We start from the raw sequence: 11696 nt of genomic DNA, 5'->3' as shown, positions 1-11696 counted from the left end.
TAAACAGTGAAACTTCGCATTAACGGCCAGCAGATGGAAGTGGAGAATAGTGTTCGGAACATAGAAGATTTGCTGAACTTTTTTCAATTGCAGGAAAGAATTGTTGTCGTTGAACGAAATGGTGAAATTGTTTCAAAAGAACAATACAGTATCCAGACATTAAATGATGGTGATCAAATTGAAATTGTCCATTTTGTTGGAGGGGGATGATGATTCATGTTAAAAATAGGTGATAAAACATTTCAGTCGAGATTAATGTTAGGAACTGGAAAATATCCGTCTTTTGAGATACAAAAAGAAGCGGTGGAAGCCTCAGGTGCTGAAATTTTGACATTTGCCGTCAGAAGAATGAATATTTACGAGCCTTCACAGCCAAATTTTTTGGAGATGTTGGATTTATCGAAATATACTCTTCTGCCGAACACGGCCGGGGCAAAAACTGCTGAGGAAGCAGTCAGAATCGCCAAGCTTGCGAAGGCATCAGGATTATGTGATATGATTAAGGTGGAAGTAATTGGAGATGATAAAACGCTTCTCCCTGATCCGATTGAAACATTGAAGGCATCAGAGATGTTATTGGAAGAAGGGTTTATTGTTCTTCCATACACTTCAGACGATGTTGTTCTGGCGAAGAAGCTTGAAGAATTAGGGGTTCATGCCATCATGCCGGGAGCATCTCCGATCGGATCAGGCCAAGGAATTGTCAATCCTCTCAATTTATCATTTATTATTGAGCAAGCAAATATTCCAGTCATTGTTGATGCCGGAATCGGTTCGCCGGCAGATTGCGCACTCGCCATGGAGATGGGAGCAGATGGAATCTTATTAAATACAGCTGTTTCCGGTGCAAAGGATCCTGTGAAAATGGCGAAGGCAATGAAACTGGCGATTGAAGCAGGCAGACTTGGATATGAAGCAGGACGCATCCCGAAAAAACGGTATGCACAAGCAAGCAGTCCAACGGAAGGAATGTTAACGACATAATGGAACGATATTCTCGCCAAATCTTGTTTTCTCCTATTGGAGAAGAGGGACAAAAAAAATTGCTGAAAAGCCATGTGCTCATTGTTGGAGCTGGAGCACTAGGCTGCGCAAGCGCTGAAATGTTAGCCCGTGCTGGAATCGGTAAAATAACCATCATTGACCGTGATTATGTCGATTGGAGCAATCTCGGGCGTCAACAGCTGTATACAGAAGAGGATGCGAAACAAAAGCTGCCAAAAGCGGTTGCTGCCAAAAAACATTTGCAGGAAATCAATTCGAACATTTCGATTGAAGCGATTGTGGGCGATTTCTCAATTGATTTTATTGAACATGTAAAGGATGTCGACCTTATCATCGATGGGACTGACAATTTTGAAACGAGATTTTTCATCAATGATTTAGCGATGAAGCACGAAATACCTTGGATCTATGGGGCAGTAGTGAGAAGTTATGGAATGACCGTTTCCATCGTTCCGAAACAAACACCATGCCTCCATTGTATGCTCCAAGCAATTCCGTCTGACGGAATGACGTGCGATACAGTTGGCGTGATCAGCCCGGCGGTGCAAATCGTCGCCTCTTATCAAACAGCAGAGGCACTGAAATATTTAGTCAGCGGAGAGGTGTCCAAGAAGTTAGTTTCATTTGATGTTTGGACAAGGGAGCATTCTGCAGTGGACATGACAAAATTAAAAAAGGCCGACTGCCCATCGTGCGGACATCACCCGACATATCCATATTTGTCGGTTGAAAATGGATTAAAAACAGCGGTTTTGTGCGGAAGGAATACCGTACAAATACGTCCGCAGCAAAAACAGAAGATTTCGCTATCAGAAATTACCAATCGTTTGCGTCCGATCGTGAAAGACTTAAAAGGAAATGCTTATTTAATTTCCTTTCAGGCGGATGATTTCCGCGTTGTGCTTTTTCAAGACGGAAGAGCATTAATTCACGGCACTAAGGAAGAAGAGAAAGCAAAAGCTATTTATCAACGTTACTTCGGAGCTTAAATGGAGGTGTGTTTATGACCATCGGAAAAGCGTTGACGATTGCCGGGTCCGATTCAGGAGGAGGCGCGGGAATTCAGGCAGATTTGAAAACTTTTCAGGAGTTGGATGTATACGGAATGAGCGTGATCACGGCCGTTACGTCTCAAAACACATTAGGTGTTCATGGCGTCTACCCTGTTCCGATTGAAGGGGTGATCAGTCAGCTTGATGCAATTGCTGAAGATTTATCGCCAGATGCGGTCAAAACAGGAATGCTTTTTAATCAAGAAATCATCCAAATCGTCTCAAATAAAGTTCAAAAGCATGGATGGGAAAAAATTGTCGTTGATCCAGTAATGATTGCAAAAGGCGGACATCCATTACTTGAAGAGTCTGCCATCAACGCGCTCATCAACGACTTAATTCCGCTTTCGTTTATTGTGACGCCGAACATCCCGGAAGCGGAAGCGATCACGGGCATCGAGATAAAATCGTTTGATGATCGGAAAGAAGCTGCGAAAAAAATTTGCCAAATGGGAGCAAAGCATGTGATCATAAAGGGAGGACATCAGCCGTCGGGCAGCGAAATCATTGATTTGTTGTTTGACGGGCATGATTTTTATGAATTTAAAGGCAACTATGTAAACACAAAGCATACGCACGGAACAGGCTGCACTTTTTCTGCTGCGCTGACAGCTGAGCTCGCCAAAGGTAAAGACGTTATCGAAGCCGTAAAAACCGCAAAAGAGTTCATCCATCTTGCTGTAGAAAATGCGCTAGGCATTGGAGGCGGCCACGGTCCTACCAATCATTGGGCATATAAAAGAAATTTAGCTGCTTCGAAATAACATAAGCCGGACATATATGTTCTGGCTTTTTTCTCTTTTGTCCTTTATAATTATGATCAGGTATTAATAACTTGTAATAATGTTTAGGAGGATTTTCCATGAAATTGAATTTGGAAGGCCGAAACATTGTGGTCATGGGTGTTGCAAACAAGCGAAGCATTGCTTGGGGAATTGCCCGCTCTTTGCATGAAGCAGGAGCAAGATTGATCTTTACATATGTGGGCGAAAGAATGGAGAAATCGGTTCGAGAGCTTGTAGATTCGTTAGGACGGGAAGATTATCTCGTGCTGCCTTGTGATGTAACAAAGGATGAAGAAATCGAGCAGTGTTTTGAAAAAATTAAAAGCGAGGTTGGTGTGATTCACGGTATCGCTCATTGTATCGCCTTTGCGAATAAGGAAGAGCTGAGCGGTGAATATTTGAACACAACAAGAGACGGCTTCCTGTTGGCCCACAACATCAGTTCTTATTCTTTAACGGCGGTTGCGAAAACAGCCCGTCCTTTGATGACAGAAGGCGGAAGCATTGTTACATTAACTTACTTGGGCGGTGAGCGAGTCGTTCAAAACTACAACGTAATGGGAGTTGCGAAAGCGTCATTGGATGCTAGCGTGAAATATTTGGCGAACGATCTAGGTAAAGAAAATATTCGCGTCAATGCCATTTCCGCTGGTCCGATTCGTACGCTTTCGGCAAAAGGTATCAGTGATTTTAATTCAATTCTGAAGGAAATAGAAGAACGTGCTCCGCTGCGCCGAACCACAACACAAGAAGAAGTTGGAGACACGGCGTTGTTCCTGTTCAGCGATCTTTCCCGCGGCATTACAGGGGAAACGATTCATGTTGATTCAGGTTTTCATATTTTAGGTTATTAAGTTAGCTGAAAAAGATTAATCTGTGTGCGTTACTCGCACAAGATTAATCTTTTTTTATGGCAGGATAAAATGAAATTTTGCTGTCAGCTTCAAGGTGCCACTATTTCAAGCCGTGAAGCTTGGATTTATTGTTGATGTTCTGTTACGACTTTTTGTCTCAATGTGCAGCGATTTTCAAATGCTCTTTTGTCATAAGAAAAAGTTAGATTTCCGTCATGATTTCATTCTATCGTGTCATAAAATAATGAGAGAAATCATATTTGAGGGTGGCGATCAAACTTGATTAAAAAAGAAAAATTAGAACCTTTGATGTATATTGTCCAGCCGAATATAAAAAAACCTGAAGTGACCATGCAGTCGACGCTATTAAAAAAAATTGCAAATAATTCTAAGCAAGCGGTAAAGAGTACATGGACGAAAGAAGAGATTTATAAAAGAAGAAGAGAATTGGCAAATATGACGGTTCATGAAAAGATTGATTTCTTTTCAAGTCTTCCGGAGCATGTGTATAAAAACGTATGTGAAATCAAAACAGTAGAGAAAACATACAAAGGAATTATTTTGTCAAAGGAAAACGATGTCGTTCAAATCCGTACATTTGATCAAAATGAACCTTTGAAAATAAAATCGAAAAGTATTTTAGACATAAAAGTGTTAGGGAATTAAAATGGAGAACTCGGTTATGCCGGGTTTTTTATTTGAACGATACAAGTCTTCTCACTATGTTGGGGAACGAAAGGAGTATTGATTCCGATGGAATGGCATTGGTTTTCATTTGCTCTCATTGCATTGGCAACTTTTCGATTAACGAGAATTATAGTGTTTGATAAAATCGCTTCTTTTTTGCGCGCTCCATTTATAACAATTGTGGAGGAAAAAGCGGAGACAGGTGAAACCGTTTCTTTTTTCAGACCGAAAGGAAAAGGGCTTCGATTGTGGATCGGTGAGCTTTTAAGCTGCTATTGGTGCACAGGAATATGGTGTGCCGCCATTTTATTTTTTGGAAATGAATATATAAACGTCATTTTCTATCCGATTACAATTATTTTAGCGATCTCAGGCTTGGCAGGAATTATTGAACATTTACTTGATTGATTGTCGCCATTTACAATGTCCCTCAAGCACGAATTGAATAAACTAAGGGAATGGTTTGTTAAAGACATGAAAAGCGTTCATTTCGTCAGGAACGAATATTGAACCATGAACAATTTACAGCTTAAAATGCCCCTCAGGCGGAATCGGCTCACTCTGGGAATTGGGTGTAAGGAAATAAAAGGGGTTCATTTTGGTCAGAAACGAACAGGACGATATAGAACCTATGAACCTTTATAGCTTAAAATGATCTTCAAGCGGAATCGGCTCACTCTCGGAATTGCGTGTTAAGAAAGGGAAAGGGGATGAAAGTTGCCGTTTTGTCAGGAACGAAAAGGAGCAATTTGACCCCATTTATGAACGAAATGAATAAACATTTAAAGCCGGAAGCTTTAATAATTTCTTGCTGATTTCAAACATCACTGTGGAACATGTCCCTTAAGTCGAAGCTTTAGCAATAGACGATTCAAAAAAACGGAAAAAGTGTAAGAAAACCTGAATTTTTTACGAATTCGATCCGTTCATCTCAATTTCATTGATTTATGAGACTGACATGGCGGCTGCATTTCTTTACGAGAAGTTTCAGCGTCAAAAAGTTTTTCTGGCGGCAAAGTTCTTATTCTGACTAGCACCCTGTAACGAATTTTGCCGCCTATCGCTGAAAGGTAAGCAGCCAATTTCGAATGATTGTGTGGAAAGGACAGATTGTTAAAGTCGTGAAAAAAGAAACGGTCAAAAAATGAAAGTTCTTTTATAACCGGAAGGAATATAAAGAACTTTCATAAACTTGACCGTCTGTTAATTGATAATAATTTTGTTTTCAAACGGAATGCCTTCTTTCTTCTCCTGGCAATATACAAACCCTTCAATCACCAGCGCTTCATCGAAGACATCGAATGGGAAAGTAATGTGAAAGCCTTCAAAAGAGATTTTTTCATTTGGTTCGATCGATAATTTTTCACTAGGTTTCAGCCAGTATTCCCCTTTTTCTTGAATTTGCTTTCGCCATTCAGGGTGCAAATACTCCCATTCCAAGGAAGAATGAGTATTATAGTTGAAATCATTTTCGTTTTGATTTTTGGTTGTAATGATTTTTCCGCTGAATTGAACGTGCTGATGGGGATGAATGTGAATGCATAATACAGGATAATGCAAAGGTTGTTCTGTGATGTTTTCCATCAAGGCATTGCCAAGAATCGTTACCGGATCATCGCTTTCACGAGGAAGAACAATCGAATACGAAAATTGAGCGCGAATCGGATCGTTTATGGAGGTGTTTTTTTCATTTTGGACAGATTCATTCTCTTGTCGTTGGACATTTTTTTCGTAAAGTGATTGGAATAAAAATTGAGAGACATCTAAAAGTTCATTTCGTTCAGCAGTTAATAAATCGATCCGAAGCTGCTCTTTTTTCGATTCGGTGATCAATCGTTCTTTTTCCTTTATTTCAAACAAAAGGTCTTGAATCTTTTTGTCAGCGGCTTGCTTTTCCTTTAATAAACCAGTGACAGATGCTTTCAGCAGTTTTAATAGGTCGTTTCGCTCCTCTTCAACAATGGAAAGCTGATTGCTGATCTTTTCAACATGTTTCTCAGCTTCTTTTAATTGGGATTGAACGGAAAGAATTTCATGTTCAAATTGTTCTTTTGCGATGCGATATTGCTCGCTGGTTCGGATGACTGCTTTGTAATATTCCGTTTTTTCCTGTTCCTGCAGCAGCTTATTTTGCATGCTTGCCAATTCATTTTTGTATTTCGAAATTTCGGATTTATAGTGGATAAGCTGCTGCTGAAGCTGTAAATAATCCTGTTTGTTCCGTTTTATTTTGTTCATTGAATCTCCTCCTCGGACAAATAAAAAAATATAAGTGGAAAACAGTTTGTTGCCATTTCCTCCAAACAGAAGAATTTTTATTTAACGATTTAACAGGAAAATAGTATAAATGATAAAACCTCAGATCATTAATAAGCGTGATGTACGGAATTTGGCTGATAAGCGTTTCAAAACAGCCCAATTTGCTATAAAAGGATGGAAACTCACAAAGCGCCGCTACCGCCAGCTTTGAAAGAGCAGTTTTACTATACATATGTATGTTTCCTTCATTTAACACTTTCCCGGAAAAATGAGAGGAAAAATAAAAAGGGGAGAGCGTCCCCTTTTGCAATTAATTTATTCCTCCAAGGCGTAATCGTCGTTTGGAAAAATTTCCGGACATTGCGGCGGAATTTGCGGGTTTGCGCATGTAAGAGATGAAGGAAGTTCCCGACGAGGTCTGCAAAATTTTCCTTCTACCTCAAGCTTCACTTGGGCTTCCATTTGCACATCTAGACAGATCGTGATAGAAATGTCTAATTGGCTGAATGATTTATTATCCCAAATCAAGTTAGCGTCAGTTTCAAAATAGGAAACGTGGCTGTTTAATGTTGTGCCGGGCGGCGCGCATAGGAAGAAAGTTTGAACCGTTGCAAATGGAATAGCATCTGACACACTAGTGACAGTACCTTGCAAATCGGAGATCGCAACGACAATATACCCTCTGATGAGAACTTTTACTTTTTGAAGGGTAATTTTTCCTCCTTTTGGTAAATGAACGACTACTGATTGACGACCTTGCGGCTGAACGATTTCTGTCACCGTTATAGAATTTGGTGAATTTGGATCAACAGGATTTCCCAAGCTGTCTGATAAGTAGCAATTGACATTTAAAAGCCCATCTTCAAACAGTGAAAACGGATCTTCCGATGTCCCTGCTATTCCATCGAAATTAAAACCGATGGATGATAATTTTCTAAAGCTTAACTGAGGAAGATCAATTTGACGGTTCACCCAGTCATAAACTTTCGGAACGCGAATACATAATCTCTCTGTATCATGTCCCAAATGGCTCATGCTGTTACCTCCTAATCATTCTGATTTCCAAAACCTTCTTAGGTGTCGGACTACTGTATATTATGAGCAAACTGGTTAAATGTGCAGTGACAGGAGCGGAAAATTTAATTTTTTAAAAAATTCTCTTTCCATTAAAAGAATGGTTTTGCCCCGTTTTAAAAATTCATTTAAAAAGCCATTTGTATCTTTTTAGTAGGCTTCTGTCAACATTTTTTATTTGAGCTCATACATTTACAGTGAGAGGTGAGATAGATGGCGCAAATCAATAAAGAATTTTTGCAACGGATGAGAGCGGAGCTTGCGTTTTATAAAGAAAAGGCAAAAGAATCGATAGAATTGGAAATATTATTGCAGGAAAAAGAGCGGGAGCTTGAAAAAGCAATCAAAGAAAACGAAAAGCTAAAAGAAACGATCGAAAAGCACCGCCAGAGCAATGATCGAAATTTAAAGTGGGAGGAACGAAAAAAGCTTTTAGAAAAAATCGAAGTGTTAAAAAGAAAATTAGCTGAAAAAAATCATCATCTGGATGAAAATGAAAAAAAGGAGGACGAACAAAAACAGGAAGATTGGTTTTTCCGAATTTTAAAGGAAACGCAAGCCATTCAAGGAACAGTTGAACCTCAGGAACGGAAGGAATATTTTGTGAAGGAAAAAAACGAACAGAACAACCAAAAGGAATTTCATTTTTGGATGATGGACGATGTGGTCAAAAACGATTAGAAAGAACACAGATCAACCTTATTCTTCATACGATGAATAAGGTTCTTATTTTGAGGGAAAGGGGAGAAACCTATTGAAAGAAAACATAAAAGTTTTTTCCAGTTCATCGACGAAAGAAAATGCGATCAAAAAGAAGATGATGAAAAAGAAAATACATCCATTCGGAATAAAAATTTACAATTCAACGACTTCCGGTGGCTGCGGCTGTGGGAAAAAAGGGTTTTAAAAAGGGAAATATGAACAAGCTCGAAAAGGAATTCGTCAAATGGATCGAAGGTATGTACAAAGAACATGACAAAGTGCAGCAAAAATGTTCAAGCTGGATGATGAAAAAAGACAGGGAGCTTTTAGACCTTGAAAAAACGGCGGCAAAATTTGAAAAAGAGATCGAAAGGATTGAAAAACAAATTTGATAGGAAAATGAAAAGGGAATCAAAACAGGTTGAAACCCCACCTAAAAAATCCGCACTTGCCCATCTTGTGTGTCCACTCCAAATGAGGAATTGCTTCATACAGTATAGTGATGAATAAAGGAGGAGGTGCAGAAAAATGAGCTTTGGTTGCGGATATGGTGGATACAGCTATCCTTATAGCGGCGGTTTTCATAATAACAGCTTTGTGCTAATCGTCGTTTTATTCATCTTGTTGATTATTGTTGGTTGTTCCTGTTTTAAATACTAATCTGTAAGTCTTTTACAATACTAATGGTGAGTGCTGGTCACGGATGGATGTCCGCCTTTTACAAGGCGGACTGTACTTTTTCTTCATCACGTTTTCATTTCATTTTCATAAAATATTAAGGCCTGTTATACAGGTCATTTCGACAACTTAGGAGGGGACGAATTTCAGAATGGATCATATTTTTAAAAATATTGAGAAAAAAACCGGCGTCAATATGAAAGATGTACTCGAACTGGCCAATTCTTTGCAAAATTCCAATTTTAATGATGAAGCAACTGTCAGAAAAGTGATCAAGCGGGTTGCGCAATTGGCGAATCGGCCGGTTCCAAGAGAATTAGAAAATAAAATTGTCAATGCGATTGTAAACGGAAAAGAAAATATGGATTTTAACACCATCGCCAATATGTTGGACAATAAGAAAAAATAGCGCGTCAGCGGGTGTGCTCCCGCTGATGTTTTTTTACATGATGTTTCAATTTTTAGAAAAACGGGTAAAAATGAATGACAGATCGATTTAGAAAATAATTTTTTGCAAATCAAGAAAGGAGAGAGAAACATGGGATATATTTTTTCCGTTCAGACTCCTGCCTTTTATGAATATGCCAACAGAGCTGTTCAGCCAAAGGAAGATTATGCGAAAGTCAAACAGCGAAACAATGTTATGATGAATGAAGAATATTTGCATTTCCAGCGAAAGCAAGATTTATTCGCAAATAAGCGCAAATATAGCAAAAAAAGATTTCATGAATATGTTTAGAAACAAGCTAATATTTTTGGACAAATAATCCGTTGTTTTGATCCCATTCCGCGTAAAAAACATCTTTCGCGTCTTCCACACTGTAAGCGAGAAGCTGCTGCTGAAGCCATTTTTCATCAAAACCTGCTTCTTTTAAATTTTCACTAACCACTTCTCCGTCAACTATAATCGTGTAGGGGATGGTAGCTGGCGAAGATAAAATATTTAAATCGTTTCGGGTCGGCTTATCAAATTCCGATTTTTTCAATACGCTGATCGTGCCGTCCGTTTCAAGAACTGCGTATTCCACTTCGCGGATCGAAAAAGCTCCTTTTGCTCTTAGTAAATGTTGAAGCTGGTTCATATCAAGCTTGTTTTTTTTCAGCTGATCACGAATAATTTTTCCTTTGTGGATGACCATTGACGGAGCTCCTTCCAGTATTCCGCGGGTTCTTCTCCATTTTTGTGTGATGAATTCCAATAAATAGATTAGCATTCCCCATATCACGACCGTAAATAATATTTTTTCAACGCCCATTTTTACATCATATACAGCATTGCCAACTAGCTCACCTAAAACGAGCGCAGAGATAAAATCGAACGTCGTGATTTGCGTAATTTGTGTTTTACCTAGTATTTTTGTCAATAGAAAAAGGGCAAAGAAACCGAAGACCAGTTCAGTGGCAATTGCTACAAATTCCATTTCCATCACCTTTGCTAAGATCGGTAATGGTTAGGTTGTCCCAACTGCCGAAATTCATGTACATTCTTTTAAAAAACTATGGGAAGTCGTGCGGTGGAGAAAATGGAGAAACATTCGAATTGATCTGAATGTAATACAGGGAGATTTTTAACCTCTTTAACACGCTTTCTGACCATTCCAAATGAAAGACCGCAATCCGCGGCCTCGTTTGGTTGTCTTTATTTATGAATGTGGATGTAACGTTTTTTCCATCGTGACATGGGGAATGCCCGCATCCATAAAAATATCGGAAACGGTTTGATATCCATGCTTTTTATAAAAATTTTCTACTTGTACTTGGGCGTTCAATTTTATTTTCTTTAATCCTTTTTCGGCCGCGAGTTTTTCAAGTGTTTCCAAAATGATATTTCCCGCTCCTTTTCCGCGGTATTGTGGCAGAACACAGATCCTCTCGAGCTTTCCGGTGTTGCCAATGACACGAAATCTGCCAGCTCCAACAGGCTGATGATCGTCATAAAGCACGACATGCTCGGCAAAGGCTTCATATTCGTCGGTCTCTATTTCTATCGGAACGTTCTGCTCTTCTACGAATACTTTTTTTCTTACATATAAAGCATCATTTCGTTGTTTTTCATTAATAGCTTTGACTGCCTTCATCAGTCTCGTCCTTCCCCAAGCAGGAATGTTTCATAAACAGTCCATGAGCCGTTTTCTAATTGATATAAAATGTGGAATCGGTCGATCGTTTCCACGTGTTGAATTTTTAACATTTTTAAGCGGCCGAGAACGTCAGAATGTTCATCATCCGATAAATTTTGTCCGATTGTAATGTGAGGGACGAAAGCGTACTCCGGCTCCTCTTTAAATTTTCCTTGATGAAGAAGCTCATGCAATTTTGTTAATTCTGGATTTGGTTCAACTTTTAAATAAATAACGTTATTGACAGGAGCAAATGAACTGAATTTGTAGACGGAGAGTTTAAAAGGCTTAACCTGTTTCGCAATTTTCCTAAGTTCTTTCACAGTGTCGCCAATTTCTTTTTCGTCAGCTTCAAACGGTGCCTTCAATGTTAAATGAGGAGGGACAAGCGCATAATTCGGATCGTAACGTTTCCTATATGAGTTGGCGATGTCTTGCAGCTTTTTTGAAGGAAATAACACAATTCCGTACTTCATTTTT

18 protein-coding genes are annotated in these 11696 nt (G+C 39.1%); 13 read left to right on the top strand and 5 right to left on the bottom strand.

The genetic code is table 11. The features are described from left to right. Positions 1 to 6: 6 nt before the first annotated feature. The 7 genes from thiS to NSQ94_RS13555 all read left to right on the top strand — a co-directional run bounded on the left by thiS (position 7) and on the right by NSQ94_RS13555 (position 4791). Positions 7 to 210, top strand: a complete 204-nt coding sequence (thiS, locus tag NSQ94_RS13585) for a sulfur carrier protein ThiS (protein ID WP_063387503.1) — start codon at positions 7 to 9, stop codon at positions 208 to 210. A 6-nt stretch (positions 211 to 216) separates the two neighbouring features. Continuing rightward, on the top strand, positions 217 to 984 hold the full coding sequence (locus tag NSQ94_RS13580) for a thiazole synthase (protein ID WP_063387504.1): 768 nt from the start codon (positions 217 to 219) through the stop codon (positions 982 to 984). Beyond that, a complete protein-coding gene (locus tag NSQ94_RS13575; protein WP_063387505.1) occupies positions 981 to 1994 on the top strand; it encodes a thiazole biosynthesis adenylyltransferase ThiF in 1014 nt (337 codons plus the stop codon). Before NSQ94_RS13580 ends, NSQ94_RS13575 begins: the two co-directional genes overlap by 4 nt. A gap of 14 nt (positions 1995 to 2008) precedes the next feature. Beyond that, positions 2009 to 2821 carry a bifunctional hydroxymethylpyrimidine kinase/phosphomethylpyrimidine kinase gene (gene thiD, locus NSQ94_RS13570; RefSeq protein WP_063387506.1) on the top strand — a complete coding sequence of 271 codons (813 nt, stop codon included), beginning with the start codon at positions 2009 to 2011 and terminating at the stop codon, positions 2819 to 2821. A gap of 98 nt (positions 2822 to 2919) precedes the next feature. Beyond that, positions 2920 to 3696: an enoyl-ACP reductase FabI gene (fabI, locus tag NSQ94_RS13565; protein WP_063387507.1), complete on the top strand. Its 777-nt coding sequence runs from the start codon at positions 2920 to 2922 to the stop codon at positions 3694 to 3696. A gap of 279 nt (positions 3697 to 3975) precedes the next feature. Next, positions 3976 to 4362: a CotO family spore coat protein gene (locus NSQ94_RS13560; RefSeq protein ID WP_063387508.1), complete on the top strand. Its 387-nt coding sequence runs from the start codon at positions 3976 to 3978 to the stop codon at positions 4360 to 4362. A gap of 87 nt (positions 4363 to 4449) precedes the next feature. Beyond that, positions 4450 to 4791: a DUF1360 domain-containing protein gene (locus tag NSQ94_RS13555; protein ID WP_339194754.1), complete on the top strand. Its 342-nt coding sequence runs from the start codon at positions 4450 to 4452 to the stop codon at positions 4789 to 4791. A 795-nt stretch (positions 4792 to 5586) separates the two neighbouring features. Here the strand turns inward: NSQ94_RS13555 and NSQ94_RS13550 are convergent. Further along, positions 5587 to 6621 (bottom strand): hypothetical protein, encoded by a 1035-nt coding sequence (locus tag NSQ94_RS13550; RefSeq protein ID WP_117017061.1) that lies wholly within the window; start codon positions 6619 to 6621, stop codon positions 5587 to 5589. A 336-nt stretch (positions 6622 to 6957) separates the two neighbouring features. Continuing rightward, positions 6958 to 7677 carry a hypothetical protein gene (locus NSQ94_RS13545; RefSeq protein WP_063387513.1) on the bottom strand — a complete coding sequence of 240 codons (720 nt, stop codon included), beginning with the start codon at positions 7675 to 7677 and terminating at the stop codon, positions 6958 to 6960. 252 nt (positions 7678 to 7929) lie between these two features. Here NSQ94_RS13545 and NSQ94_RS13540 point away from each other — a divergent pair, with 252 nt between their 5' ends. The 6 genes from NSQ94_RS13540 (at position 7930) to NSQ94_RS13515 (ending at position 9835) form a co-directional block, all read left to right on the top strand. Beyond that, the gene (locus NSQ94_RS13540; RefSeq protein WP_063387514.1) at positions 7930 to 8397 is read left to right on the top strand and encodes a hypothetical protein; all 468 of its coding nucleotides are present in this window, start codon (positions 7930 to 7932) and stop codon (positions 8395 to 8397) included. 73 nt (positions 8398 to 8470) lie between these two features. Further along, entirely contained in the window at positions 8471 to 8623 is a 153-nt protein-coding gene (locus NSQ94_RS13535; protein WP_161939805.1) for a hypothetical protein, read from the top strand. After that, on the top strand, positions 8604 to 8810 hold the full coding sequence (locus NSQ94_RS13530) for a hypothetical protein (protein ID WP_339229405.1): 207 nt from the start codon (positions 8604 to 8606) through the stop codon (positions 8808 to 8810). The genes NSQ94_RS13535 and NSQ94_RS13530 overlap by 20 nt, the downstream gene beginning before the upstream one ends. Positions 8811 to 8946: 136 nt before the next feature. Next, complete coding sequence (locus tag NSQ94_RS13525; RefSeq protein ID WP_063387516.1) at positions 8947 to 9078, top strand: YjcZ family sporulation protein; 132 nt, start codon at positions 8947 to 8949, stop codon at positions 9076 to 9078. A gap of 169 nt (positions 9079 to 9247) precedes the next feature. Further along, complete coding sequence (locus tag NSQ94_RS13520) at positions 9248 to 9505, top strand: stage VI sporulation protein F (RefSeq protein ID WP_063387517.1); 258 nt, start codon at positions 9248 to 9250, stop codon at positions 9503 to 9505. 129 nt (positions 9506 to 9634) lie between these two features. Beyond that, the gene (locus tag NSQ94_RS13515) at positions 9635 to 9835 is read left to right on the top strand and encodes a hypothetical protein (protein ID WP_066248301.1); all 201 of its coding nucleotides are present in this window, start codon (positions 9635 to 9637) and stop codon (positions 9833 to 9835) included. Positions 9836 to 9842: 7 nt separating this feature from the next. On the opposite strand, the gene NSQ94_RS13510 is transcribed toward NSQ94_RS13515, so the two are convergent. The 3 genes from NSQ94_RS13510 to NSQ94_RS13500 form a co-directional block, all read right to left on the bottom strand. Next, entirely contained in the window at positions 9843 to 10517 is a 675-nt protein-coding gene (locus NSQ94_RS13510) for a DUF421 domain-containing protein (protein ID WP_063387519.1), read from the bottom strand. 222 nt (positions 10518 to 10739) lie between these two features. Further along, positions 10740 to 11174: a GNAT family N-acetyltransferase gene (locus NSQ94_RS13505; RefSeq protein WP_144596591.1), complete on the bottom strand. Its 435-nt coding sequence runs from the start codon at positions 11172 to 11174 to the stop codon at positions 10740 to 10742. Continuing rightward, the gene (locus NSQ94_RS13500) at positions 11174 to 11692 is read right to left on the bottom strand and encodes a YjcG family protein (RefSeq protein WP_063387521.1); all 519 of its coding nucleotides are present in this window, start codon (positions 11690 to 11692) and stop codon (positions 11174 to 11176) included. The genes NSQ94_RS13505 and NSQ94_RS13500 overlap by 1 nt, the downstream gene beginning before the upstream one ends. Positions 11693 to 11696 lie beyond the last annotated feature (4 nt).

Origin of the sequence: Aeribacillus sp. FSL K6-2833 (assembly GCF_037965815.1) — a bacterium.
In the GTDB taxonomy this organism is placed as follows: domain Bacteria; phylum Bacillota; class Bacilli; order Bacillales; family Aeribacillaceae; genus Aeribacillus; species Aeribacillus composti.
Note: the sequence above shows the minus strand (reverse complement) of the source record. Positions and strands in the feature narration are given on the sequence as shown.

Excerpts from the sequence above, each read along its gene's own strand:
- NSQ94_RS13555 (WP_339194754.1), top strand. The coding sequence starts at position 4,450 with ATGGAATGGCATTGGTTTTCATTTGCTCTCATTGCATTGGCAACTTTT.
- NSQ94_RS13505 (WP_144596591.1), bottom strand. The coding sequence starts at position 11,174 with ATGAAGGCAGTCAAAGCTATTAATGAAAAACAACGAAATGATGCTTTA.
- NSQ94_RS13525 (WP_063387516.1), top strand. The coding sequence starts at position 8,947 with ATGAGCTTTGGTTGCGGATATGGTGGATACAGCTATCCTTATAGCGGC.
- NSQ94_RS13520 (WP_063387517.1), top strand. The coding sequence starts at position 9,248 with ATGGATCATATTTTTAAAAATATTGAGAAAAAAACCGGCGTCAATATG.
- thiD (WP_063387506.1), top strand. The coding sequence starts at position 2,009 with ATGACCATCGGAAAAGCGTTGACGATTGCCGGGTCCGATTCAGGAGGA.
- fabI (WP_063387507.1), top strand. The coding sequence starts at position 2,920 with ATGAAATTGAATTTGGAAGGCCGAAACATTGTGGTCATGGGTGTTGCA.
- NSQ94_RS13515 (WP_066248301.1), top strand. The coding sequence starts at position 9,635 with ATGGGATATATTTTTTCCGTTCAGACTCCTGCCTTTTATGAATATGCC.
- NSQ94_RS13545 (WP_063387513.1), bottom strand. The coding sequence starts at position 7,677 with ATGAGCCATTTGGGACATGATACAGAGAGATTATGTATTCGCGTTCCG.
- NSQ94_RS13540 (WP_063387514.1), top strand. The coding sequence starts at position 7,930 with ATGGCGCAAATCAATAAAGAATTTTTGCAACGGATGAGAGCGGAGCTT.
- NSQ94_RS13510 (WP_063387519.1), bottom strand. The coding sequence starts at position 10,517 with ATGGAATTTGTAGCAATTGCCACTGAACTGGTCTTCGGTTTCTTTGCC.
- NSQ94_RS13500 (WP_063387521.1), bottom strand. The coding sequence starts at position 11,692 with ATGAAGTACGGAATTGTGTTATTTCCTTCAAAAAAGCTGCAAGACATC.
- NSQ94_RS13550 (WP_117017061.1), bottom strand. The coding sequence starts at position 6,621 with ATGAACAAAATAAAACGGAACAAACAGGATTATTTACAGCTTCAGCAG.
- NSQ94_RS13580 (WP_063387504.1), top strand. The coding sequence starts at position 217 with ATGTTAAAAATAGGTGATAAAACATTTCAGTCGAGATTAATGTTAGGA.